Consider the following 23,442-nt stretch of genomic DNA (forward strand, 5'->3'; position numbering starts at 1 on the left):
GCCATTGGACCACATTTTCTGACGTGCTAGGTTGGCGCCCATGACTTCTGCCGACAACCTCTCCCCCGGCCAACTCGCCGCCCTGCTCGCATTCCACGCGGATGCGGGTGTCGAGTGGCTGATGGAGGAGGAGCCTGTCGATCGCCTCGCCGAGTTCGAAGCGATGAAGGCGGCGCGTTCCGACGTGCGCCAACAGGCCGATTCGCGCCCACAGACGAGCGCAAGCCAGCCGGTTGCGCGCCCGGAGGCCTCGCCTGCTACGCGGCAGCCGGCCAGCTCGGCCGGTGGCCAAGCTCGCGAAACGCGCGCGCCAGCACCTGCCGTCAACGCCCCTGCTGTGGCCATCCCCGACGCCCAGGCCGTCAAGGAGGCGCAGTTTGCCGCCGAATCGGCGCGGTCGCTCGCCGAGCTGCGGTTGGCAATGGAAGGCTTCGTCGGTTGCAATCTCAGAAACAGCGCCCGCAATCTGGTCTTTGCCGAAGGCGATCCGTCAAACGGCATCATGATCGTCGGCCCGATGCCCTATGCGGATGACGATCGCGACGGGCAGCCTTTCTCGGGCAGGCTGGGCGACATGCTCAACCGCATGCTCGCCGGCATCGGACTATCGCGCGAGGGCGTTCTGCTCAGCAATGTCGTGCCGTGGCGCCCGCCGGGCAACCGCGTGCCGACCGCCCGCGAGGCCGATATCTGCCGCCCCTTCATCGAGCGCCAGGTCGCTTTGGCCGAGCCCAAGCACCTGTTGTTGCTCGGCAATTTTACGGCGCGCTTCTTCTTCGGCGGCAGCGACACAATCCACCAGCTGCGCGGCGAATGGCGTGACCTTCAGATGGGCGGACACAGCGTCCAGACCCTTGCGACCCTGCACCCGCAGGACCTGGTGACAGCGCCGATCAACAAGCGCTTTGCCTGGCAGGATATGCTTGCCTTCAAGGCCCGCATCAACGGCTGACGGCCGCCTGCCCGTTTCATGAACAAAGTGTGAAGAAAGCCATGCGGTTTGCGCATATCTGCGCAGCGTTCTAGTGCATTGCAAAATCCATGTTGCAGCGCAATATATCAACACGGGAGGAATGGAATAAGGAACAAGAACCATGACTGCCCGCTTTCGCCCGATCCACAGCAGCTTTGAGACGCTCCGTCATACGGACGCTGCCCGGCGGACGCCGTTCAACCGCTTCGGCTCGGCAGCCAACGAGCAGATGACTGCAATCGGCCTTGCCCGGACCACCCGTCCGTCGCAGCTCTTCGCCGACTTCATCCAGCGCTGATCCCCACGCGATGCGCCAAAAGGCGTGTCGCGCGAAAGAGACGACGTAAGACAAGGAACAAGATCATGACCAAGCCCATTGCAAGCCTCAAGGTCCTGTTCGATTCGATCGCCGATATCGGCACTGCCGTACGTGCCTCGCGCGAATACACCGCGCTCAGCACCACCAAGGACGCCCGCCGCGCCCATCGCTCGGCGATCAGACCACTGCTGCCGAACTGATAGCGCCCGAGGACGGACCGTTACCGTCTTTTTGCTATCGGCTGTCGCAATCGACAGCGCCTCGAAAACTGGATAGAGCCACACTCATTTCGAGTTCGAAGCGATCGGTCACTCCGGCAACCCCGTCTGACTGCCCTCGCTCCGCATCGCGCCTTCGTTGCCAGCCACCCGGTTGGTCAAGTCGGCGCGTCTTTGTTTTCAGGAGCGCCGATGCTGGCCAGTCTCGCTTCCGTCCTCAGCCTGATGCTGTCCACTTTGTTGATGATGGTGGCCTTCGGGCTTCAGAGCTACGTCATCCCGGTTCGCTCCGTCGCCGAGAACTGGTCGACGCTGACGGTCTCGGTCATTGCCACCGGCTACACGGTCGGCTTCACCCTCTCCTGCATCATCACGCCGAAATTCGTGTTGCGCGTTGGCCATGTCCGCGTCTTCACCGCACTCATAACCCTGCTTTCGATCGCCATCCTGCTTTGCGGGCTGGTCGTCGACTGGCGTGCCTGGATCGCCTTTCGCGCCATATCCGGTTTCGCGATCTCCGGCAGTTATCTCGTCATCGAGAGCTGGCTCAACGAACGGGTGACCAACGAGAACCGCGGCATGCTGTTCTCGCTCTACCTCATCACCACGATGGTCGGCACCATCGGCGGGCAATACATGGTGCCGCTGGGAGACCCGACCAACACATCGCTCTTCATCCTTTGCGGCGTGCTGTTTTCGCTGGCACTACTGCCCACGGCGCTTTCTTCCTCGCCGATGCCGGCACCGCCGGCGCAGGCGCGATTCGACATTCCAGGCCTGTTTCGCCGCTCTCCGGTTGCCGTGGTCGGCGGCTTTCTCGCAGGCGCGCTCTCGGGCGCCTGGCTGAACCTCGGCGGCGTGTTCACGCAGAAGATCGGCCTGTCGACCGGCGAAGGCGCAACATTGCTCGCATCGCTCCTGACCGGCAGCGCCCTCTCGCAGATCCCGATCGGCCGCGCCTCCGACCGCATCGACCGGCGTATCGTCATGGTCGGCTGCGGCATTGTCGGCGTGATCTCCTGCCTGGTCATGTCCGCGTCGATCGGCAGCAGCCCGACGGTGCTCTATATCGTCGCCGCCCTCGTCGGCTCGGTCCTGTTCCCGATCTATGCGCTGAACGTCGCCCATGCCAACGACCTCGCCAAGCCGGACGAATATGTCGAGATCTCCTCGGGCCTGATGATCACCTACGGGCTTGGCACGATCTCCGGCCCGTTGATGGTCGGCCCGGTCATGGATCGGTTCGGGCCGGCGGCGCTGTTCATCGTGCTTGCCGTCTATTTCGCACTCTATGCAGGCTACGCCGCCTGGCGCATCCTGCGGCGGGAGCAGCACGAGGGTCTCGTCGCCAAGACCGACTTCCAGGCGACCACGGTGCTGCCGACACCCGGACCCGACGTTACCAGCCCGACCGCCCAGCAGGCGTCGCAGGACGGCCTGATCGAGGACGACACGGTGCCTGCTTGGGAACGACAGCCGGAATGAATGAAACAGGGGCCGTCAGCCCTGTGGCGTGACGTGCTTGCGCGCACCCCTGCGCTCCAATCCAAGCCGATGCTCGCGGAAGATGATGAAAATACCGGCGCCGACAACGATGGCGGTGCCGATCAGCATGGTGCTCGTCGGGATGTCCTCGAACAGAAAATAGCCGATGATCAGGCCCAGCACGATCGAGGTGTATTCGAACGGTGCGATCGTCGACATGTCGGCGTGACGGTAGCTTTCGGTCAAGAGGAGCTGCGCGACGCCGCCGCAGAAGCCGGCGATCATCAGCAACAGGAAGGCTTTCTGCGAGATGCTCGGCCAGCCGAACGGCAGGGTCGCGAGCGAAAAGACCGAGGCCGAGAGCGAGAAATAGAGCACGATCGTGTGGGTGCGCTCGGCCCTCACCAGCTTGCGCACCAACACCATGGCGATCGCGCCGAGCGCCGCCGACAGCAAGACCGCCGCCGCCCCGAGCGCCTCGGACGACCCGAGACCGCCTTCGCGAAACAGCGTCAGCCGCGGCCAGGTGATGATCATGACGCCGACCAGACCGATGACGACGGCCGACCAGCGATAAAGCCGAACGGTTTCGCCGAGAAAAATCGCGGCAAAGGCAACGGCGATCAACGGCATCGCATAGCCAATGGCGATCGCTTCGGGGAGCGGCAAGTGCACGAGGCCGTAAAAGCCGAAGCTCATCGCCAGGATGCCGACGAAGCCGCGTGCGATGTGAGCGCCGATATCCTTCGTCTTGAAAGCGTCGCGCAACTGTCCGCGAAGGGCGAGATAGCCGAGGATCGGCACCATGGCGAAGGCGGAGCGGTAGAAGGTGATCTGGCCGGTGGCGATCTCGCTCCCGGCCGCCTTGATCAAGGTCGACATGCAAACGAAGATGACGACCGAAAGGACCTTGAGCAGGATCCCCTTCATCGGGTTTTCGACTTCGGCATCCATGGAAAACGCTTTTCGAGCCTTAGCGGAGGACCGCGGCGGCGACAGTTTGGGAGATTTGGGTGAGAGGCTCACCGGAGAACGATGTCACTCTAGCTGCGCCGGCCGCGAAAGTCGGATCAATCTTCTTGATGAACCGACTTTTTTCTTGATGAGTTCATCGCAGCAAAGACAATCGCCGAGAATTCTTTAGCGGGGTCGAAAAAAACCTTTCCGGTTTATTTCTTGTTAGTGCCACTTCGATACACGTCAAGGCGATAAGGGAGCGGGAAGAATACCGGACACCATGTCTTTTCTGCCGGAAGTGCGGTCGCCGGCATCACAATCGTGTGGCATATCCGGCTTTTCGCCCTTTGGCCTTTTCACCATCACAAGCGCCCTCTACAAATCCACCAGTAGCAAGGCGCGAGCGGGACTGACCATGCGGACAAATACTGGCCAGATCATTCATCTGGAAGACTACCGGCCGACCGACTTCGTACTTGAAAGAGTGGATCTGACCTTCGAGCTTGACCCGAAGGAAACCAAGGTCGAAGCGCGGTTGATCCTGCATCGGCGGGAAGGCGTGGACGCATCGGCCCCGCTGGTGCTTGACGGCGACGAGCTGGTCATGACCGGCCTGCTGCTCGACCAGGAAGAGCTTGCAGCCGCGCTCTACGACGTGACCGACGACACGCTGACGATCCGTGGCCTGCCCGAGACCGCCCCGTTCGAAGTCACCATCACCACGATGCTCTCGCCCGAGACGAACACCAAGCTGATGGGTCTCTACCGCACCAACAGCGTCTATTGCACGCAGTGCGAGGCGGAAGGCTTCCGCCGCATTACCTACTTCCCTGATCGTCCTGATGTACTTGCCGTCTATACGGTCAACATCATCGCCGACAAGAAATCCGCTCCGCTGCTGCTGTCCAACGGCAACTATCTCGGCGGCGCCGACATGGGCGATGGCCGGCATTTCGCCGCCTGGTTCGATCCGCACCTGAAGCCCAGCTATCTCTTCGCGCTGGTTGCCGGCGATCTCGGCGTGGTCGAAGACACGTTCACCACCATGTCCGGCCGCGAGGTCGCGCTGAAGATCTATGTCGAACACGGCAAGGAGCCGCGCGCAGCCTACGCCATGGACGCGCTGAAGCGCTCGATGAAGTGGGACGAAGAGACGTTCGGCCGCGAATACGATCTGGATATCTTCATGATCGTCGCCGTCTCCGACTTCAACATGGGCGCCATGGAGAACAAGGGGCTCAATGTCTTCAACGACAAGTACGTGCTGGCCGATCCGGAAACGGCCACCGACGCCGACTACGCCAATATCGAAGCGATCATCGCGCACGAATACTTCCACAACTGGACCGGCAACCGCATCACCTGCCGCGACTGGTTCCAGCTCTGCCTCAAGGAAGGCCTGACGGTTTATCGCGACCACGAGTTTTCCGCCGACATGCGCTCGCGCGCCGTCAAGCGCATCGCCGAAGTCCGGCACCTGAAATCAGAACAGTTCCCAGAGGATGCAGGCCCCCTTGCCCATCCGGTCCGGCCGACGAAATACCGTGAAATCAACAACTTCTACACGACCACGGTCTATGAGAAGGGCTCCGAAGTCACCCGGATGATCGCGACCCTTCTCGGCCGCGACCTGTTCAAGAAGGGCATGGATCTCTACTTCGAACGCCACGACGGCCAGGCTGTGACGATCGAGGATTTCGTCGCCTGCTTCGCCGATGTCAGCGGCCGCAATCTCAGCCAGTTTTCGCTCTGGTACCATCAGGCGGGAACGCCGCTGGTGACAGCCTCCGGCGCCTATGACGCAGGCAAGCAGACCTTCACCCTGTCGCTCGAACAGACCGTGCCGCCGACGCCGGGCCAAAGCGCCAAGGAGCCGATGTACATTCCGCTGCGCATGGGCCTGCTCCTTGGAAACGGCGCGGAAGCCGACCTTTCGAGCGTGGCGGGCGCAGATATCACCGGCGACGTGCTGCACCTCACCCAACGCAAGCAGACGGTGGTTTTCTCCGGCATTACTTCGCGCCCGGTGCCTTCATTCAACCGCGGCTTTTCCGCTCCGATCAACCTGCATATCGAGCAGACCGACGACGACCTGGCGCTGATCGCGCGGCACGAAAGCGATCTCTTCGCACGCTGGCAGGCACTCAACGCCATTGCACTTGCCAATCTGGTATCCGCGACGGCCAACGCCCGTGCGGGCAAATCCGTGACCTGCGAAAAGGCGCTGCTCGACGGCCTTGTCGCCGCGGCGGCTGACGACGGACTGGAGCCGGCTTTCCGGTCGCAGGCGCTGTCGCTGCCGAGCGAAGCCGACATCGCCCGCGAGATCGGCGCCGACAACGACCCCGATGCCATCCATACCGCCCGGCAGCAGATCCTCAAGGCGATTGCGGTTTCCGGCCGCGGAACCTTCCTTCGGCTTGCCGACGAAATGGCGTCGACGAGTTCCTTCAGTCCGGATGCGGAAAGTGCGGGACGTCGAGCCCTGCGCAACGCCGCACTCACCTATCTCGTCCATGGCGAGGATGATCCGAAACGGGCAGCAGAAGTCTTCGCAGCCGCCGACAACATGACCGACCTCAGCCATGCACTGGCATTGCTCGCGCACCGGTTCCCGGATGCGCCAGAGACGGCTCAGGCACTGGCAACCTTCCGGAAACGGTTTGCCGACAACGCGCTCGTCATCGACAAGTGGTTCGCGGTGCAGGCGACAATCCCCGGGGCCGGGACGCTCAATCGCGTCAAGGCGCTGATGACCGAGCCGCTATTCAATGGCAATAATCCGAACCGTGTCCGGTCTCTGGTCGGCAGCTATGCCTTCGCCAACCCGACAGGCTTCAACCGCGCCGATGGCGAGGGCTACCGTTTCCTCGCGAAGCAGATCCTCGATATCGATCCGCGCAATCCGCAGCTCGCGGCACGCATCCTGACTTCGATGCGCTCCTGGCGCTCGCTTGAAGACACGCGCGCCGATCATGCCCGCAATGCGCTGAAGGAAATCGCTGGCGCGACCAAGCTTTCGGCCGATGTCAGCGACATCGTCGAGCGCATGCTCAAGGCCTGAAAAGGCCGGGAATGCAGGCATTTTTCAAGGGCCGGGTCGCTCGCTCGACCCGGCCTATTATTTCCCAACGATTAGAAATGGTTAAGAAATCTTTACCATTACCTCTGGACAAGGCGAATCGCCCTGTGATTCATTGAGTCAGATTCGGGCGAGCGGCGCGCCGAATCATCAGAGGGTTTCACATTGGGTAAGATGGCGGACGCGCGACCAGCGAGCGCAGCCGACGGGCGGTTGCGACTCAAGTTTTCGGGCTTTTCCGGCCTGGAACGCGAGTTCATCTCGCAGGCGAAGATTTTCGCCGAGCCGACGTCGCAGCGTCTTGCGAGCGCGGAACCTATTCTCAAGCGCTCTATCCCCATCCTCATCATCGCATTCCTGATCATAGTCGCCGTTTCGCGCATGTCCGGCATCATGGGCGAGCACGCCCGGATGGAAGACAACTCGCGCCAGACGGTCGGGCTTGCCGCGGCAACGGCGGTCGCGGCGTTCCAGGCTGACGGCATGACGCTGTTCGAAGAGGGCCGGCGTTGGGATGCCGAACAGCGGCTGACCCAATACCTGCCCAACACCATGCTCGACGCGGGCATGTTTCTTTTGACCGTGCGCAAGGATGGACGGATCTTCGCCAGCACACCTGATGGTGTGCCGCTGATCGGCCGGACGCTTGCCTCGGTTGCACCCGATATCGCCACGCTGCAGTATTACGGCGAACATTCCAGCGTCATGAAGACGGCCATCAACGGCGTCGACCATATCGTCGCTTTGGCGCAGTTGCCGGAAGCGGCCGGCGTCGTCCTGGCGGCAACGCCGGTGACCCAGCTCGAAACGGCCTGGCGCGACGAGGTTTCGCTGAATGTGACGCTGTTTGCCGGCATCTCGGCGATCCTGCTGGTGGTGCTTTACGCTTATTACATCCAGGCCAAACGCGCCCGCGACGCCGACGGGGTGTTTGCGGAATCGAACCTGCGGGTCGAAACCGCCCTGTCGCGCGGCCGCTGCGGCCTCTGGGATTTCGATCTTGCCAACCGACGGCTGTTCTGGTCGCGGTCGATGTATGAGATGTTGGGCATGCCCGGCGAAAGCAGCGTGCTTTCCTTCGGCGACGCCGCACGGCTGATGCATCCGGACGATCGCGGTATCTATGGCGTGGCGCGGACAATTGCCCGCGGCGATGCGCGACAGATCGACCAGGTGTTCCGCATGCGGCATGCGGACGGCCATTATGTCTGGCTGCGCGCCCGCGCCGAGATCATCCGCACCGTTTCAGGCCGCGCCCATCTCATCGGCATCGCCATGGATGTCACCGAGCAGCACCGCCTCGCCCAGCGCTATGCCGAAGCTGATCAGCGTCTGGCCGATGCCATCGAATGTACGTCCGAGGCCTTCGTCCTCTGGGACAAGCAGGACCGCTTGGTCATGTGCAACACGCACTACCAGGAAGCCTACAAGCTGCCGGATCACGTTCTGGTGCCAGGCACCGAACGCATCGCCGTACACGCCGCTGCGGCACGCCCGGTAGTGGAACGCCGCATTGCGGATCCTGACCGTAGCAACCATTCGCAGACCACCGAAGTGCAGCTCGCCGACGAGCGTTGGCTGCAGATCAATGAGCGGCGCACGCGCGACGGCGGCCTCGTTTCTGTTGGTACCGACATCACGCTGCTCAAGCGTCACCAGGTGCGGCTGCGCGAATCCGAGCGCCGGCTGATGGCGACCATCGGCGATCTCTCGGCTTCGCGCATGACCCTGGAGCGGCAGAAGACCGAGCTGTCGATCGCCAACGCCAACTACCAGGCGGAAAAAGAACGGGCCGAGGCGGCGAACCACGCCAAGTCGGAATTCCTGGCCAATATGTCCCATGAGCTGAGGACACCGCTCAACGCCATTCTCGGTTTTTCGGAGATCCTGCAGACCCAGATGTTCGGGCCGCTCGGCTCGGAGAAATACGATGAATACTCGCGCGACATTCACGACAGCGGCAAACACCTGCTGAACGTCATCAACGACATCCTGGACATGTCGAAGATCGAAGCAGGCCATATGCGCATCAGCCGCGAGACCATCGATCTCGCGCCGCTGATCGAGGAGACGCTGCGTTTCACCACGATCCCGGCGCAGCAGAAGAACATCCATGTGGTGCAGCAAATCGCCTCGGGCCTGACCGTGGTCGCGGATCGGCGGGCGATGAAGCAGGTGCTGCTCAATCTCTTGTCGAACGCGGTCAAGTTCACCAATGAAGGCGGGCGCATTTCGCTGCGCGCCCGCAAGGTCACGGGCGCTGTGACATTGACGATCGCCGACTCCGGCATCGGCATCCCGCGTGATGCCCTGCAGAAGATCGGCCAGCCCTTCGAGCAGGTGCAGAGCCAGTATGCCAAGAGCAAGGGCGGCTCCGGCCTCGGGCTTGCCATCTCCCGGTCGCTGACGCGCCTTCACGGCGGAACGATGAAGATCCATTCCGCCGAAAATGTCGGCACCATCATTTCATTGCGCATGCCCGATCGCGACAGCGACCCGCAGCCCTATCCCGAAACCACCGACTGAAAAATACGCCGGACGGCCTTCGACAGCCGCCTGATATCCGCCTCCAGCGTTTTCAGGTCGGGATAGTCCCCTGCCCGGCAGACGAGATCGACAAGACCGGCAGGCGCCTCCTTCGGGTCGAACTCGCCTTCGATGCACAGGCGCACGATCTGCGACAGCTCGGTAAAGAGGCTCAGCGCCTCCATCGTCGTGTCGAGATCATTGGGGTTCATCATCGCACCGCCGAGGACCTTCAAGGCGTCGGCCGTGTGGGCGCCGGCCTCAAGCGGCGGCACGCCCTTGGCGGGAGCGATCAGCGCCAGGTACTGCGCAATGAACTCGATATCGACCAGGCCGCCGGGGATCAGCTTGAAATCCCAGATGTCGCTTGGCGGCTTCTCGCTGTCGATCATCTCGCGCATCGAGATCACGTCAGTGCTGACCTTGGCGACATCACGCGTGTGGCCGAGCACTTCGGCGAAGATGGCATCGGCTTGCGCCTTCAGACTGTCGTCGCCGCAGATGCAGCGCGCCCGCGTCAGGGCCAGATGCTCCCAGGTCCAGGCCTCTTCCCGCTGGTACTTGGCAAAGGCGTTGATGCGGGTGGCGACCGGGCCCTTGTTGCCGGACGGCCGCAGCCGCATGTCGACCTCATAGAGTACGCCCTCGGCTGTGGGCGCTGAGAGCGCTGCAATCAACCTCTGCGTCAACCGGGTAAAATAGCGCATCGGATCGAGCGGCTTGCCGCCATCCGATTCCGGGGCCGCGTCGTCATAGTCGTAGAGCAGGATCAGGTCGACGTCGGAGCCCGCCGTCAACTCGTGGCTGCCGAGCTTGCCCATGCCGACGACGACAATGCGCCCACCCGGAAAATCGCCATGGACCGAACGGACCTCGGCGAGCACCGCGTCCACTGCGGCAGCGATGATCAGGTCGGCGAGATCGGTAAAGGCGCGACCGGCCTGCGCGCCCGAAATCGAGCCGGTCAACAGGCGGATGCCGATCAGGAACCGCTGTTCGGCGGCGATGATGCGCAGCCGGTCGAGCACCTCTTCATAGTGGCGGGCGCCGGCAACGAAGTTGGCGATGCGCGGCGCCAGATAATCCCGGGTCGGCAGCTCCGCCAGAAGGCCCGGGTCGAGCATGCCGTCGAACACATGCGGCCGCGCCGCGATGATCTCGGCCAGCCTTGGTGCCGAGGACATGATGTTGACGATCAATGACAAGAGCCGCGGATTGTTGCCGAGCAGCGAAAACAGCTGGATGCCGGCCGGCAGGCCCGAGATGAAATGGTCGAAACGCAGGAGCGCCTCGTCGGCGCGCCGGCTTTCGCCGAAGACGCGCAGGAGCTGCGGCGTCAGCTCCGTCAGCCGCTCGCGCGCCTCGACCGACTGCGTCGCGCGGTAGCGGCCGTAATGCCAGGTGCGGATCGTGTGCGAGATGTCCGACGGCCGCTGGAAGCCGAGCTTTCTTAGGGTCTCGAGCGTATCGGGATCGTCGCGCTGGCCGGTGAAAACCAGATTGCCCGTCTCGCTCGAAAGCTTCGCCTCCTGCTCGAAGAGCTGGGCATAACGGCGCTCGACGGTGCGCAGCACCTTCGACAGCGCCTTGGAGAAGGAAGCCGTATCCTCGAAGCCGAGCATGAAGGCGATCCGCTTCAGCTCTGCCTCGGTCTCCGGCAGCACATGGGTCTGTTCGTCACGCACCATCTGAATGCGGTGCTCGACATCGCGAAGGAACCAGTAGGCCTCGACCAGTTCGGCCGCGGTCGTCTCGTCGATCCAGCCGGCCGTTACCAGCGCATGCAGCATCGGCTCCGTCGCCTTCAGCCGCAGTTCGGGCATGCGTCCACCGGCGATCAGCTGCTGGGTCTGAACGAAGAACTCGATCTCACGAATGCCGCCGCGGCCGAGCTTGATATTGTGTCCCTTGACCGCAATCTCGCCATGGCCCTTGTGGGCGTGAATCTGCCGCTTGATCGAATGGATGTCGGCGATTGCCGCATAGTCGAGATACTTGCGGAAGACGAACGGCGTCAATTCCTTCAAGAAGGCATCGCCCGCAGCTATGTCGCCGGCAACGGGCCGCGCCTTGATGAAAGCTGCGCGCTCCCAGTTCTGCCCCCTGCTCTCGTAATAGAGCATCGCCGCCTCGACGGGGATTGCGAGTGGCGTCGAGCCGGGATCCGGGCGCAGCCGCAAGTCGGTGCGAAAGACGTAGCCGTCGCCGCTGCGCTCCTGGAGAATGCGGATGAGGCGGCGCAGAAGCCGGCCGAAGGTCTCGGATGCATCGTCGCGATCGATGATGATGCCGGACTGCGGATCGTAGAAGACCACGAGATCGATGTCGGAGGAGTAATTGAGCTCGAAGGCGCCGAGCTTGCCCATGCCGAGCACGACAACGCCAGACCCCCGGCTCGGGGCCGTCACGTCCTTGAGCGCGAGCTTGCCGCCCTGGTGACCGCTCAGCAGCAGATGATCGATCGTTGCCGAAACGGCAGCGCCGGCAAATTCGCTCAGCCAGCGCGTCGTCTCGCGACCGTCGAAATGTCGTGAGAGGTCCGCAAGCGCAACGGCGAAGGCTAGCTCGCGCTTGGCCTTTCGAAGCCGCGTCATGATCTCGGTATCTGGCAGTGCCACGCCGGGCTCTGCCGATACCCAGGCATCCCGCGCCCGCCGGACCCTTTCGGTGAGAAATTCCTGCAGCGGCTCCGACAGGAGCTGTTCGAGTATGCCGGGCTGGCTGCCGCCGGTGTCGCGCAGGAATGGCGACAGGGCAAAGGCAGCGACGATGAACGCCTTGAACGGCGTTTCGGATGCCAGCAGACGGCTGATCTGGTCATGGCCCTTGGCCATATCCTTCAGCACCGACAGCGCGGATTTGGCGTCAGCCTGGCTTGCCGGTTTGATCGGCGCCGTCTCCATGCCCCACCAGTGCCCTGCCATCGTGTCCTGCATACCGTTCCCCCGTGTTCTCCGCAAACCGGTCTATCAGGTCGCGGACGCCGGGAAAACCATGTGTACCGTCAGTCCCTTGCAGTTGTCAGCGCCATCAGCATCGGTTGCAGCCAGATCCAGCACACCATGATGCATCTCCATCACTGCCTCGACGAGCGACAGGCCGAGACCCGTGCCGGGCTTGGAGCGGCTCTCATCCAGCCGAACGAAGCGCTTGACGACTTCGTCGCGCTTTTCCCTAGGAACACCCGGCCCGTGGTCGGCAACCGAAAGAACGACTTTGCCGTCGCGCCTGCCGAGCGAAACCTTGATCAGCGGATCGGCGGCGCCTTCGGCATATTTGATCGCATTGTCGAGTAGATTGCCGAGCGCCTGGCCGACAAGCTCGCGATTGCCCGAAATCACCATGCCTGGCGCCACATCCGCCTCCAGCCGCAGGCCGACATCTTCGGCGACTGGTTCATAGAGTTCGACGCAATCCGACACAATCTGCGAAAGGTCGATCTCGCTCATCTCGGCAGCAGCCGAACCCGCTTCGACGCGCGAAATCATCAGGAGCGCATTGAAGGTGCGGATCAGCTGATCCGACTCGCCGATGATTTCCTCCAGCGCGCCGCGCTGACTTGTACCCTTGCGCGCAAGTGCGGCTTCCGCCTTGTTGCGCAGCCGCGTCAACGGTGTCTTCAGGTCGTGGGCGATGTTGTCGGAGACCTGGCGCAGCCCCTCGTTCAGCTTCTCGATGCGGCCGAGCATCGCGTTCAGCGATTCGGAAAGCCGGTCGAATTCGTCGCCGGAACCGCTGGTCGGCAGACGCTGCGACAGGTCGCCCGCCATGATCTTGGTGCTCGCCTCGGACATGCGGTCGATGCGCTTCAGCGCATTGCGGCCGATGGCAAACCAGATGATCAGCGCACCGAGGCCCATGATGCCGAGGGCGACCATCAGCGCCTGGCGCACCAGCGCACGAAACTTCTGCGGCTCCTGCAGGTCACGGCCAACAAGGATGCGCAGGCCGTTGTCGAGCATCAGCACATGGGCAAGTGCCACATGGCTGTCCTGGCGGGTCTCGTCGGTATAGCGCTGGTAGGCAAAGGGTTTCTCCGTCCAGCCTTCGCGATCGAGAAGGCCCGGCTCCAGGCTCGCCACATTGCCAGCAAGGATTTCACCGCTTGGCCCGGCGATCACATAGAGATTGGCGCCAGGCTGGCGCGCGCGCCGTTCCAATGAGCGCAGCAGCCCATTGATCCCCGCACGGGTATAGACCTGCTCGATCTGGGTCACCTCTGCGGTCACTGCGTCGCGCGTCTGCTGCTGTAGCAGACGCTCGGACATGCCGGTGACATAGAAGACGAGAAAGGCGGCGCAGAGCGAGAAGAGGATCAGATAGAGCGCGGACAACCGGACGGCGGTTGTCCTCAACAGGACGCCGAGTTTGCTCATGCGCTGGCGGTCCGGTCATCCTTGATCATATAGCCGGCGCCGCGCACGGTTCGGAGCAGCGGCAGATCGAAGTCCTTCTCGATCTTGGAACGCAGTCGCGACACGTGCACGTCGATGACATTGGTCTGCGGATCGAAGTGATAGTCCCAGACGTTTTCGAGCAGCATCGTGCGGGTCACGACCTGGCCGGCATTTTTCATCAGGTACTCGAGCAGCCGGAACTCGCGCGGCTGCAGCGGGATTTCCTTGCCCTGGCGGCGAACCGAGTGCGACAGGCGGTCGAGCTCGAGATCTCCGACCCGGTAGACCATATCCTGTTCCGGCGTACCCTTGCGGCGGCCGAGCACTTCAACGCGGGCGAGAAGCTCGTTGAAGGCATAGGGTTTCGGCAGGTAGTCGTCGCCGCCGGCGCGCAGACCCGTCACCCGATCATCGACCTGGCCGAGCGCCGACAGAATGAGCACCGGCGTATGGACTTCCTTGCGACGCAGCTCCGAAATCACCGACAGGCCATCGCGGCGCGGCAACATGCGGTCGACCACGAGAACGTCGTAGCTGTTTTCGCTGGCCATGAAGAGGCCGCTTTCGCCGTCGCTCGCGTGATCACAGACGATGCCGGCTTCCCGGAACGCCTTTGCCAGATAGGCGGCTGCCTCGATATCGTCTTCAATAATAAGAATCTTCATACGCGTGACCATAGTCCCGGACCCCTGTCTGTCTCAACCGGTTTCGGTTCTTCCGACAACCGGCATGGCGATCACTTCGCCCCAAACGGCCGGCGCCGCGAAATCGCTTGGATATCGCGGCGCCCTGGTCATTCATTCGCAGCCGCGATCAACCCTGATCGATGGGAAGCGCCACGAAGCGGCTGCCGTTCTCGGCCTCGATCTGGAAGAGCGCCTTGCTGCGACCGTCCTTCTTGGCGATGTTGATCACCTTGAGGATATCGTCCGCCGACTTCACTTCCTGATTGTTGACGGAAACGATCTTCTCGCCCTGCTTCAGGCCACGGTCGCTGGCGTCCGAGTCCTCGTCCACCGAGGCAATCGTCACGCCCTTGCCGTCATCCGACGGCGTCACCGTCATGCCAAGGTCGGCCAGGGCCTGCTCGCTCGACGGCTGGGTTTCCTCGGACTGGTTGCCCTGATCCGTGGCCGCTTCCTTGTCGTCCTTCGGCAGCGTGCCGATCTCGAGCTTGACGGTTTCCGACTTGCCGTTGCGCCACAGTGCAACGTCGACCGTGGTGCCCGGGCGCATGCCGGCTACCTTGCGGGCAAGATCGCGCGGATCCTTGATCGTGTCGCCGTTGAGCGCAGTGACCACGTCGCCCTTCTTGATGCCGGCCTTGTCGCCCGGCGAGCCGGCCTGCGGCTCGACGACGAGTGCGCCGGCTGCCTCAGACAGACCGAGCGATTCGGCGATATCCTTGCTCACCGGCTGGATCTGAACACCGAGCCAACCGCGCGATACCGAGCCGTCCTTCATCAGGTCGGCAACGACGTCCTTGGCGACGGATGCCGGAATGGCGAAGGCGATGCCGACATTGCCGCCCGACGGCGAGAAGATCGCGGTGTTGATGCCGACCACTTCGCCCGAAAGGTTGAAGGTCGGACCACCCGAGTTGCCGCGGTTCACCGCTGCGTCGACCTGCAGATAGTCGTCATAGGGACCCGAACCGATATCGCGGCCACGGGCCGAGATGATGCCGGAGGTTACCGTGCCGCCGAGACCGAAGGGGTTGCCGACGGCAACGACCCAGTCGCCGACGCGGACCTTGTTGTCGTCGGCCCAGCTGACATAGGTGAACTTGCGCTTGTCATCGACCTTGAGCACGGCGAGATCGGTGCGGCTGTCCTTGCCGATCAACTTGGCGTCAAGCTCGGTGCCGTCATTGAGGATGACCGTGAACGCAGAGCCATCGGAAACGACGTGATTGTTGGTGACGAGGTAACCGTCTTCGGAGATGAAGAAGCCGGAGCCTTGCGAAGTCGGGCGCAGGCGACCTTCGCCGTGCGGGCCACGACGGCCGGGGCCGCGTTCGGCACGGTCATCGCCGCGCGGGCCGCCGAATTCCTTGAAGAAACGCTTCAGCGGGTGATCGTCGGGAAGCTCATCCAGACCGCGACCGCCAAAATCGAAGGTGAAGCCATTGCCCTCGTCGGAAACGGGATTAGCACGCGACTGGACGCGGACGGAGACTACGGCCGGGGAAACCGCGTCGACGACATTGGCAAAGCTCGGCACCTGGGGCGCATCGACCTTGACGGGTTCGGCGAAGGACTGGGCAATCGTGGCCGGCAGGCCGGAGGTCAGCATGACGGCCGCAAGACCCGCAACGGTCGAGGTCTTCAGAACAGTCTTGAGGGAGGGACGCAGGAGTTTGGTCGTAATCATCCGTTTTGCCTTTTCTCTTCCTTGAAGCCGCTGGAAGCAGCTTCGGCATCTTGATTTCGAGGATCGCCGCGGGGGTAGCGATTTCGCTCTTGGCTGACTGGAGGAACAGCCGATGACGAAAGATGTAACGGATTGGACCTTACTGAGTTCTGTCCGGAGGATGAATTTTTGGTAATGTTGGTGGCGGGCGTCTGCAACGGCGCATTGCCCGTGGGATCGAGAGCGTTTCCGCCTTAGGCGGAGTCGCAGAAACGCGCTATCTCTCTGTTTTACGCATTTCCTGGCGGAAAGCCGCTTCGCACTTTTCCTGGAAATGCTCTACGGCTGAAGCAGCTTCTTCAGCTTTTCCTTCTCGTCGTCGGAAAGCGGCGTGCCGCGCGATTGCCGGCCGCGTTTGAGTGCCGCCACCAGCAACGTCGCGGCGCCGACCAGCAAAAGCAGGATCGGCATGCCCCACAGGATCATCGTCTTGGTTTCGAACCGCGGCTTCAGCAACACGAACTCGCCATAGCGCGAGACGACATAGTCGATCACCGCCTCGTCGCTGTCGCCATTTGCCAACCTCTCGCGCACCAGAACCCTGAGATCCTTGGCAAGCTCTGCGTTGGAATCGTCGATCGACTGGTTCTGGCAGACCATGCAGCGGAGCTCGGCCGAGATCGCCCGCGCCCGTGCTTCGAGTGCCGGATCGGACAAGACCTCATCCGGATTGACCGCGAAGGTCGGGCCGAGCGACGCCAGAAACAGAAAGAACGCCAGCAGCAATCGGTTCATTCGGCCGCTCCCACCGGGATCGTCTTCGGCCGCTTGGCGCGCGTCGGCGCGCCAACGCGCAGGCGGCGATCGCTGAGCGAGACGAAACCTCCCGCCATCATCAACAGCGTGCCGCCCCAGATGCACAGGATCATCGGCTTCCACCAGATGCGCACGACGATGCCGCCTTCGCTGATCTGGTCACCGAGCGAAACGTAGAGCTGGCTCAGGCCGAAGGTACGGATACCGGCTTCGGTGGTCGGCATGCGCCGCGCCTGATAGAGCCGCTTCGACGACCAGATGTCGGTGACGACGACGCCACCGCTGCTGATGGTGAAATGGCCGGATTCCTCGGAATAATTCGGACCGCTACCGTTGCGCATGCCGTCGAACCGCAGGGTGTAGCCTCCCGCGTCCACGGTCATACCCGGCTTCATCTCGACGACGGTCTCGGTTTCGAAGGCGGTGACGGCGACGATGCCGATCAGCGTGACGCCGAGGCCGATATGCGCAAGTGCGGTGCCGAAGGCCGAGCGCGGCAGGCCGGAGAACCGCCGCCAGGCGACGTTGCCCGCGACCTTGCCGAGCCCCGAGCGCAGCGCCAGATCCGTCACCGAACCGGCGATCAGATAGACGCCCAGCGCAATGCCGAACAAAGCGAGGATCGGTCCGCCGTTCATGGCGTAGTAATAGACGCAGCCGACGACGAGGCCGACGGCAACCGCTGCAAACAGCCGCTGGGCAACGCCCATGAGATCTCCGCGCTTCCAGGCCAGCAGGGGACCGAAGGGCACCGCAAACAGGAGTGGCAGCATCAACAGCCCGAAGGTCATGTTGAAGAAGGGCGGCCCGACCGAAATCTTGTCGCCGGTCAGCGCTTCAAGCACCAGAGGGTAGAGCGTGCCGGTCAGCACGGTCGCGGCCGCGGTCGTCAGGATGAGGTTGTTGAAGACAAGAGCGCCTTCCTTCGAAACCGGCGCGAAGATGCCGCCGGCTTTCAGCCGCGATGCGCGGTAGGCAAACAGCGAAAAGGCGCCGCCGATGAAAAAAACGAGGATGGCGAGGATGAAGATGCCGCGGGTCGGGTCGGTCGCGAAGGCATGAACCGAAGTCAGCACGCCAGAGCGAACGAGGAAGGTGCCAAGCAGCGACAGCGAGAAGGTCATGATCGCCAGCAGCACGGTCCAGATCTTCAGCGCTTCGCGCTTCTCCATGACCAGAGCGGAATGCAGCAGCGCGGTGCCGGCAAGCCACGGCATGAACGAGGCGTTTTCGACCGGATCCCAGAACCACCAGCCACCCCAGCCAAGCTCGTAATAGGCCCAATAGGAGCCCATCGAAATGCCGGCCGTCAGGAACGTCCAGGCAGCAAGGGTCCAGGGACGCACCCAGCGCGCCCAGGCAGCGTCGATACGCCCTTCGATCAGGGCGGCGATGGCAAAGGAGAAGCAGACGGAAAAGCCGACATAGCCCAGATAAAGTAAGGGCGGGTGAATGGCGAGACCGACGTCCTGCAGGATCGGGTTCAGGTCCTTGCCTTCGCCCGGTGCCGGGATAAGGCGGGCGAAAGGGTTGGATGTCAGCAGGATGAACAGCGTGAAAGCCACGGCAATCCAGGCCTGCACCGCGAGCACATTCGCCTTCAGCGTTTCCGGCAGATTACGACCAAATGTGGCGACCAGCGCCGAAAAGAACACCAGGATCAAGAGCCAGAGCAGCATTGATCCTTCATGGTTCCCCCAGACGCCGGAAATCTTGTAGATCAGCGGCTTCAGCGAATGCGAGTTCTCCCAGACGTTGCGGACCGAAAAATCCGACGTGACATAGGCGAAGGTCAGCACGGCGAAGGAGAAGGCGACGAGCAGGAAACAGGCAATCGCCGCGCTGGAGGCGAGCTCCATCAGGGCGCGATCGTTGAGCCTGGCGCCAAGGATCGGCAAAGCCGCTTGCACGAAGGCGGTCGCAAGCGCCAGAACCAGCGCATAATGTCCAAGTTCGATAATCATCGAACGGTTTCCTTCCCGCTGAGTTCGACACCCTGCGCCTTCAAGCGGTCGGCGACATCCTTCGGCATATAGGTCTCATCATGCTTGGCGAGCACGGAGTCTGCAACGAAGACCGAGCTGCCGGCAACGAACGTGCCCTCGGTGACCACGCCTTGCCCCTCACGGAACAGGTCCGGCAGGATGCCGGTATAGGTCACCGGCACCTGGCCGAGCGTATCGGTAACGGTGAAGGTCACGGTCTTGCCGTCGCCGCGCTTGACCGAACCGGCCTCGACCAGCCCGCCTAGACGGATGCGGGTTCCCGGCGGCACGTCGGTCTTGGCGAGATCGCTCGGCACGTAGAAATAGGCGATCGCCTGGCTGAAGGCGAACATTACGAGGAGGACGGCAAGCGTCAGAAAGCCGACGCCACCGCCGATGATCGCCAGTCGCTTCTGTTTTCGCGTCATTGCGTCTCTCCGTCCGTCTTGATCCCGAGTTCACGGGCCAGCGCAAGCAGCTGTTTTCCCTGTTCGCCGTCCGCCGGGAAGGTTTTCAGGCTTTCCTTTAGGGCGGCCGCCGCCTGGTCTCTTTGATCAAGCACAACATGCGAACGGATCAGCCGCGCCCAGCCTTCGGCGTTGGCGGGGTCTTCCTTAAGCCGGCTCGCCAGGCTTTCGACCATGCCGCGGATCATCTCCTGGCGGTCGCCGGCGTTCATGTCCTGTGCGGCGGCGATATCGTCCGCGCTCGGATTTCCCGGTGCAGCGCCCGCAACATTGCCGGCAGCGCCACCTGAAAGCTCGGCCACGTGCTGCTTGACGAGCGGCACCCAGGGCGCATCCGCCGGGGAACTGGCGATCAGCCTGTTGAAGGCTGCAAGCGCCTCGTCCTTCTTGCCTTCCTGCTTCAGGCCAAGGGCAAGATAGAATTCGGAACGCGGGTCGTTCGGGTCGATGGCGAGGGATCTGCGGAGAGCCGACTGCGCTTCGGTGGTCACAAGTCCGCCGGACAGCGTGATCACCGCCTCGGCATAGCCACCCAGCCGCGCCGGCGTCGGCCCCAGCAGGCGCACGGCGCTGTCATAGGCGGCGACCGCCTCCTCGACGCGACCGTTGCGCATGTAGATTGGCGCCAGCACGTCCCAGCCGGCACCGTCGTTCGGGTTCTGCGCCAGGTGATTTTCCGCCCGCGCAATCAGAATGTTGATATCGGCACCGGGATCGGCAAGGCGCGCCGCCAAAGGCTGCGCCGGAACCCCTGGGCTGCCAGTGAACATGTAGAGACAGAGCCCAATTGCGGGAAGACAGAGAAGCACGAAGGCCTGCGCCACGATGTTGACGCCGCGGCGCGTGGCTGCGGCCGGCTCGGCGGCATTGTCGATCTCGCCAGCCGCAAGCAGCCGGCGGGCGACCTCGGCGCGGGCGAGTTCGGCATCGTCGCCGCTGATCAGGCCGCTCTCCTGGTCACGCGTCAGTTCATCGAGCTGATCGCGATAAACTTCGATATCATGACTATGGGGAGACGATGCGGGCGCTGCCGCCCGCAAGAGCGGGAGGATGAGTACGACAGCTACAGCCGCCGTCAACGTGGCGACGAGGATCCAGAACAACATGGATGCTCAATACTATGGCACCCATGCCATTCCAACTCGAAAACCTGCAATGACAGAGATTTGAGGCGTTTCGCCGCAACCGGAAATCCGGTCAGCTGAGCGGCGTCCAGCTTCCGTCGGAATTCCGGCAGGCCGCACCACGCGCCGTCGTCGGTTGTCCCTTGACGGTCACGGTGTGGCTGTACTGGCGGCAGTTCTGCGAACCGACCTGATAAGGTGCGGCGGCGACGACCGAACCGGTGACGCTACGCCCCTGCCAGTTGACCGGCTGACCGCCCGGAGCAGCCTCCAGGGCGCGGTACTCGGCCTCGAGCGCACGCTGGCGGTCCGACGTTCCGATATCGAGATTGCTGAGCCGGCCGATAACGCCGCCCTGCAGGGCCGTGATGTAGGTCGTCGAAGACACGCTGCGGGTCGCGGTCGTGCCCAACCCGGCCGCCGCGGTCTGTCCGCCCGAGGTGGTGCTGCAGCCGGCAAGAGCCACCGCCGACGCGATCAACGCGATCCTGCCGCTGACGACAATAGTTCGTGTCATTTCTGCCTGGTTCCTCATGATCCGCGACATGTACTTTCTAACGCGGGGCTCCGCCTGCGCCGACCGGCGGGGCCGAGCGGAGACTTCCCTTTGATTTTCTTTTGGCATTCCCTGTTGGCAGAGGCAACTGGAAGGGCAGTCGACGCGATACTTTCGCGCGCCAGTGTGACACCTAAACCGCAGCCGGCAGCACGAGCTCGGCGCGCAGCCCGCCCTCTTCCCGGCGCGACAGCGTCAGCGTGCCCTGATATTCCCGTACGATTTCACTGACGATCGACAGACCGAGGCCCGTTCCCGGCTTGCTCTCATCCAGCCGCTTGCCGCGCTTCATCGCCAGCGCGATCTGATCCGGGTCGAGGCCAGCTCCGTCGTCGTCGACGTCGAGAACGATCCATTGCCGACCGGTTTCCTTTGCGTGCTCTTCGTTTGTAGCCGGACGAACATTCAGCCAGACCTCGCCCTTGGCGTGGCGAGCGGCGTTTTCGAGCAGGTTACCGACAGTCTCCTCGACATCCTGCAGCTCCATCGCTAGCACCAGGCCCGGCGGGTTGATCGACAGATGAACCTCTTTTTCCGGATTGAGCTTGCGCATCACGCGCACAAGCCGCTCCAGCGCCGGCTGCGCTTCTGTGCGGGCGAGAATGGATTCGCGCTGGGCGGCGATCCGCGCGCGGCTCAGATAGGATTGAACCTGCATCTGCATCGCATCGACCTGGTTTCTGACGAGTTCGCCATGCGACGCCTCAAGCACGCGGGCCTCGTTGAGGAGGACCGCGATCGGCGTCTTCAACGAGTGCGCGAGGTTGCCGACCTGCATGCGCGCCCGCTCGACGATGCGGCGGTTGCTGTCAATCAGCGCATTCACTTCGTTTGCAAGTGGCTGGATCTCGCGCGGAAAGGCACCATCGAGCCTTTCGCTTTCGCCGGCCCGGATCTTCTCCAGCGAGCGGCGGACCTGGTCGAGCGGTCTGAGACCGAAGAGAATGGTCAGCGCGTTCATGCCGAGCCCGCCGAGGCCGAAGATCGAGAGCGCGATGGTCAGATTGCGGGTAAAGCGGTTGATGTCCGCCTCTAGAACGTCACGATTGCCGGCAACGCGGAAACGGGCGGTGTGGCCCTGAATGTCGAGAACGACTTCGGTCTCGGCCACTTCGACCTCGTTTCCGAACGGGTCCTTGGTGGTGTAGAAACGGACGTAACCGGTATCGAAGGGGACTTCGTCGACGCTCGCGATCGGCAGCTTCGCGTTGCCGAGCGAGGTAGAAATCAGCGGCGGCGTGTCGAACTCGCCGATCGGATCGACGATCCAGTACCAGCCGGTCTGCGGCTGGGAGAAGCGCAGGTCGCCGAGCTGGGGACTGCCGGCAAGCACCGTCTTCTCATTGACCGAAATCGAGTTGACGACGTTGAAAAGCTGGGCACGCAGCAGGTCCTTGAAGCCGCGTTCCGATCCTTGCCGGTAGAGGGCTGAGATGACAACCCCGATCACCACCAGGGCAACGACGGCCCAGACGGTCGAAACCGCCAATACGCGGGCCGTAAGGGATCTAATTGCCATTGCCGGGCGCTTGCATGCGGTATCCGAGGCCGCGCACCGTCTCGATCAGGTCGTTGCCGATCTTCTTGCGAAGACGGCCGACAAAAACTTCGATCGTGTTGGAATCGCGGTCGAAGTCCTGATCGTACATGTGTTCGACCAGTTCCGTCCGGGATACGACCTGGCCCATGTGGTGCATGAGGTAGGAGAGCAGCCGGAACTCGTGCGACGTCAGCTTCAGCGCCGTTCCGTCGACGGTTGCCTTCGACCCCTTTGTGTCGAGCCGCACCGGGCCGCAGACAATTTCCGAGCTTGCGTGGCCGGCCGCCCGGCGGATCAGCGCGCGGATGCGGGCAAGCACCTCCTCGACATGGAACGGCTTGGCGACATAATCGTCGGCACCGGCATCGATGCCGGCCACCTTGTCGCTCCAGCGATCACGCGCCGTCAGGATCAGCACCGGCATGCTCTTGCCGCCGCCGCGCCATTTTTCAAGAACGGTGATGCCGTCCATCTCGGGCAGGCCGATATCGAGGATCACGGCGTCATAGGGCTCGGCATCGCCGAGATAGTGACCCTCTTCGCCGTCATAGGCCTGATCGACGACGTAGCCGGCCTCCTTCAGCACTTCGGCGAGCTGCCGGTTCAGGTTGACGTCGTCCTCGACTATCAGAATGCGCATTCGTA

The 23,442-nt window shown here is 62.9% G+C and carries 18 protein-coding genes; 6 read left to right on the plus strand and 12 right to left on the minus strand.

Features of this window, described 5'->3' with window-relative positions:
- Window positions 1–40: 40 nt before the first annotated feature.
- The 4 genes from ASD03_RS01630 (at window position 41) to ASD03_RS01635 (ending at window position 2,995) form a co-directional block, all read left to right on the plus strand.
- Window positions 41–952: a uracil-DNA glycosylase gene (locus ASD03_RS01630; protein WP_025426356.1), complete on the plus strand. Its 912-nt coding sequence runs from the start codon at window positions 41–43 to the stop codon at window positions 950–952.
- A gap of 142 nt (window positions 953–1,094) precedes the next feature.
- Window positions 1,095–1,271: a hypothetical protein gene (locus ASD03_RS39845; protein ID WP_107026881.1), complete on the plus strand. Its 177-nt coding sequence runs from the start codon at window positions 1,095–1,097 to the stop codon at window positions 1,269–1,271.
- A gap of 65 nt (window positions 1,272–1,336) precedes the next feature.
- Window positions 1,337–1,492 (plus strand): hypothetical protein, encoded by a 156-nt coding sequence (locus tag ASD03_RS39850; protein ID WP_164474923.1) that lies wholly within the window; start codon window positions 1,337–1,339, stop codon window positions 1,490–1,492.
- 210 nt (window positions 1,493–1,702) lie between these two features.
- The gene (locus tag ASD03_RS01635; RefSeq protein ID WP_025426355.1) at window positions 1,703–2,995 is read left to right on the plus strand and encodes an MFS transporter; all 1,293 of its coding nucleotides are present in this window, start codon (window positions 1,703–1,705) and stop codon (window positions 2,993–2,995) included.
- A 15-nt stretch (window positions 2,996–3,010) separates the two neighbouring features.
- Here ASD03_RS01635 and ASD03_RS01640 read toward each other — a convergent pair whose 3' ends face one another.
- Window positions 3,011–3,949 (minus strand): DMT family transporter, encoded by a 939-nt coding sequence (locus ASD03_RS01640; protein ID WP_025426354.1) that lies wholly within the window; start codon window positions 3,947–3,949, stop codon window positions 3,011–3,013.
- A 418-nt stretch (window positions 3,950–4,367) separates the two neighbouring features.
- Between ASD03_RS01640 and pepN the strand changes: the two genes are divergently transcribed.
- Both pepN and ASD03_RS01650 read left to right on the plus strand, forming a co-directional pair.
- On the plus strand, window positions 4,368–7,016 hold the full coding sequence (pepN, locus tag ASD03_RS01645) for an aminopeptidase N (protein ID WP_025426353.1): 2,649 nt from the start codon (window positions 4,368–4,370) through the stop codon (window positions 7,014–7,016).
- Window positions 7,017–7,199: 183 nt separating this feature from the next.
- On the plus strand, window positions 7,200–9,560 hold the full coding sequence (locus ASD03_RS01650; RefSeq protein ID WP_025426352.1) for an ATP-binding protein: 2,361 nt from the start codon (window positions 7,200–7,202) through the stop codon (window positions 9,558–9,560).
- Here ASD03_RS01650 and ASD03_RS01655 read toward each other — a convergent pair.
- The 11 genes from ASD03_RS01655 to feuP form a co-directional block, all read right to left on the minus strand.
- On the minus strand, window positions 9,539–12,496 hold the full coding sequence (locus tag ASD03_RS01655) for a bifunctional [glutamine synthetase] adenylyltransferase/[glutamine synthetase]-adenylyl-L-tyrosine phosphorylase (RefSeq protein WP_057211472.1): 2,958 nt from the start codon (window positions 12,494–12,496) through the stop codon (window positions 9,539–9,541). The genes ASD03_RS01650 and ASD03_RS01655 overlap by 22 nt on opposite strands.
- 33 nt (window positions 12,497–12,529) lie before the next feature.
- The gene (locus ASD03_RS01660) at window positions 12,530–13,936 is read right to left on the minus strand and encodes an ATP-binding protein (protein ID WP_025426350.1); all 1,407 of its coding nucleotides are present in this window, start codon (window positions 13,934–13,936) and stop codon (window positions 12,530–12,532) included.
- On the minus strand, window positions 13,933–14,634 hold the full coding sequence (locus ASD03_RS01665) for a response regulator transcription factor (RefSeq protein ID WP_025426349.1): 702 nt from the start codon (window positions 14,632–14,634) through the stop codon (window positions 13,933–13,935). The genes ASD03_RS01660 and ASD03_RS01665 overlap by 4 nt, the downstream gene beginning before the upstream one ends.
- Window positions 14,635–14,770: 136 nt before the next feature.
- Window positions 14,771–16,330, minus strand: a complete 1,560-nt coding sequence (locus tag ASD03_RS01670) for a Do family serine endopeptidase (RefSeq protein WP_025426348.1) — start codon at window positions 16,328–16,330, stop codon at window positions 14,771–14,773.
- 318 nt (window positions 16,331–16,648) lie between these two features.
- Window positions 16,649–17,104 (minus strand): cytochrome c-type biogenesis protein, encoded by a 456-nt coding sequence (locus ASD03_RS01675; protein WP_025426347.1) that lies wholly within the window; start codon window positions 17,102–17,104, stop codon window positions 16,649–16,651.
- A complete protein-coding gene (locus ASD03_RS01680) occupies window positions 17,101–19,089 on the minus strand; it encodes a heme lyase CcmF/NrfE family subunit (protein WP_025426346.1) in 1,989 nt (662 codons plus the stop codon). Before ASD03_RS01680 ends, ASD03_RS01675 begins: the two co-directional genes overlap by 4 nt.
- Window positions 19,086–19,538 carry a cytochrome c maturation protein CcmE gene (ccmE, locus tag ASD03_RS01685; RefSeq protein WP_025426345.1) on the minus strand — a complete coding sequence of 151 codons (453 nt, stop codon included), beginning with the start codon at window positions 19,536–19,538 and terminating at the stop codon, window positions 19,086–19,088. The genes ASD03_RS01680 and ccmE overlap by 4 nt, the downstream gene beginning before the upstream one ends.
- Entirely contained in the window at window positions 19,535–20,683 is a 1,149-nt protein-coding gene (gene ccmI / locus ASD03_RS01690; protein ID WP_025426344.1) for a c-type cytochrome biogenesis protein CcmI, read from the minus strand. The genes ccmE and ccmI overlap by 4 nt, the downstream gene beginning before the upstream one ends.
- Before the next feature lie 91 nt (window positions 20,684–20,774).
- Window positions 20,775–21,218, minus strand: a complete 444-nt coding sequence (locus ASD03_RS01695) for a membrane protein (protein ID WP_025426343.1) — start codon at window positions 21,216–21,218, stop codon at window positions 20,775–20,777.
- 172 nt (window positions 21,219–21,390) lie between these two features.
- On the minus strand, window positions 21,391–22,776 hold the full coding sequence (locus ASD03_RS01700) for a HAMP domain-containing sensor histidine kinase (RefSeq protein WP_025426342.1): 1,386 nt from the start codon (window positions 22,774–22,776) through the stop codon (window positions 21,391–21,393).
- Window positions 22,766–23,437: a two-component system response regulator FeuP gene (gene feuP / locus ASD03_RS01705; protein ID WP_025426341.1), complete on the minus strand. Its 672-nt coding sequence runs from the start codon at window positions 23,435–23,437 to the stop codon at window positions 22,766–22,768. The genes ASD03_RS01700 and feuP overlap by 11 nt, the downstream gene beginning before the upstream one ends.
- Window positions 23,438–23,442: the final 5 nt, after the last annotated feature.

Origin of the sequence: Ensifer sp. Root127, from assembly GCF_001425225.1 — a bacterium.
In the GTDB taxonomy this organism is placed as follows: domain Bacteria; phylum Pseudomonadota; class Alphaproteobacteria; order Rhizobiales; family Rhizobiaceae; genus Ensifer; species Ensifer canadensis.

Excerpts from the sequence above, each read along its gene's own strand:
- ASD03_RS01630 (WP_025426356.1), top strand. The coding sequence starts at position 41 with ATGACTTCTGCCGACAACCTCTCCCCCGGCCAACTCGCCGCCCTGCTC.
- ASD03_RS39845 (WP_107026881.1), top strand. The coding sequence starts at position 1,095 with ATGACTGCCCGCTTTCGCCCGATCCACAGCAGCTTTGAGACGCTCCGT.
- ASD03_RS39850 (WP_164474923.1), top strand. The coding sequence starts at position 1,337 with ATGACCAAGCCCATTGCAAGCCTCAAGGTCCTGTTCGATTCGATCGCC.
- ASD03_RS01635 (WP_025426355.1), top strand. The coding sequence starts at position 1,703 with ATGCTGGCCAGTCTCGCTTCCGTCCTCAGCCTGATGCTGTCCACTTTG.
- ASD03_RS01640 (WP_025426354.1), bottom strand. The coding sequence starts at position 3,949 with ATGGATGCCGAAGTCGAAAACCCGATGAAGGGGATCCTGCTCAAGGTC.
- pepN (WP_025426353.1), top strand. The coding sequence starts at position 4,368 with ATGCGGACAAATACTGGCCAGATCATTCATCTGGAAGACTACCGGCCG.
- ASD03_RS01655 (WP_057211472.1), bottom strand. The coding sequence starts at position 12,496 with ATGCAGGACACGATGGCAGGGCACTGGTGGGGCATGGAGACGGCGCCG.
- ASD03_RS01660 (WP_025426350.1), bottom strand. The coding sequence starts at position 13,936 with ATGAGCAAACTCGGCGTCCTGTTGAGGACAACCGCCGTCCGGTTGTCC.
- ASD03_RS01665 (WP_025426349.1), bottom strand. The coding sequence starts at position 14,634 with ATGGTCACGCGTATGAAGATTCTTATTATTGAAGACGATATCGAGGCA.
- ASD03_RS01670 (WP_025426348.1), bottom strand. The coding sequence starts at position 16,330 with ATGATTACGACCAAACTCCTGCGTCCCTCCCTCAAGACTGTTCTGAAG.
- ASD03_RS01675 (WP_025426347.1), bottom strand. The coding sequence starts at position 17,104 with ATGAACCGATTGCTGCTGGCGTTCTTTCTGTTTCTGGCGTCGCTCGGC.
- ASD03_RS01680 (WP_025426346.1), bottom strand. The coding sequence starts at position 19,089 with ATGATTATCGAACTTGGACATTATGCGCTGGTTCTGGCGCTTGCGACC.
- ccmE (WP_025426345.1), bottom strand. The coding sequence starts at position 19,538 with ATGACGCGAAAACAGAAGCGACTGGCGATCATCGGCGGTGGCGTCGGC.
- ccmI (WP_025426344.1), bottom strand. The coding sequence starts at position 20,683 with ATGTTGTTCTGGATCCTCGTCGCCACGTTGACGGCGGCTGTAGCTGTC.
- ASD03_RS01695 (WP_025426343.1), bottom strand. The coding sequence starts at position 21,218 with ATGACACGAACTATTGTCGTCAGCGGCAGGATCGCGTTGATCGCGTCG.
- ASD03_RS01700 (WP_025426342.1), bottom strand. The coding sequence starts at position 22,776 with ATGGCAATTAGATCCCTTACGGCCCGCGTATTGGCGGTTTCGACCGTC.
- feuP (WP_025426341.1), bottom strand. The coding sequence starts at position 23,437 with ATGCGCATTCTGATAGTCGAGGACGACGTCAACCTGAACCGGCAGCTC.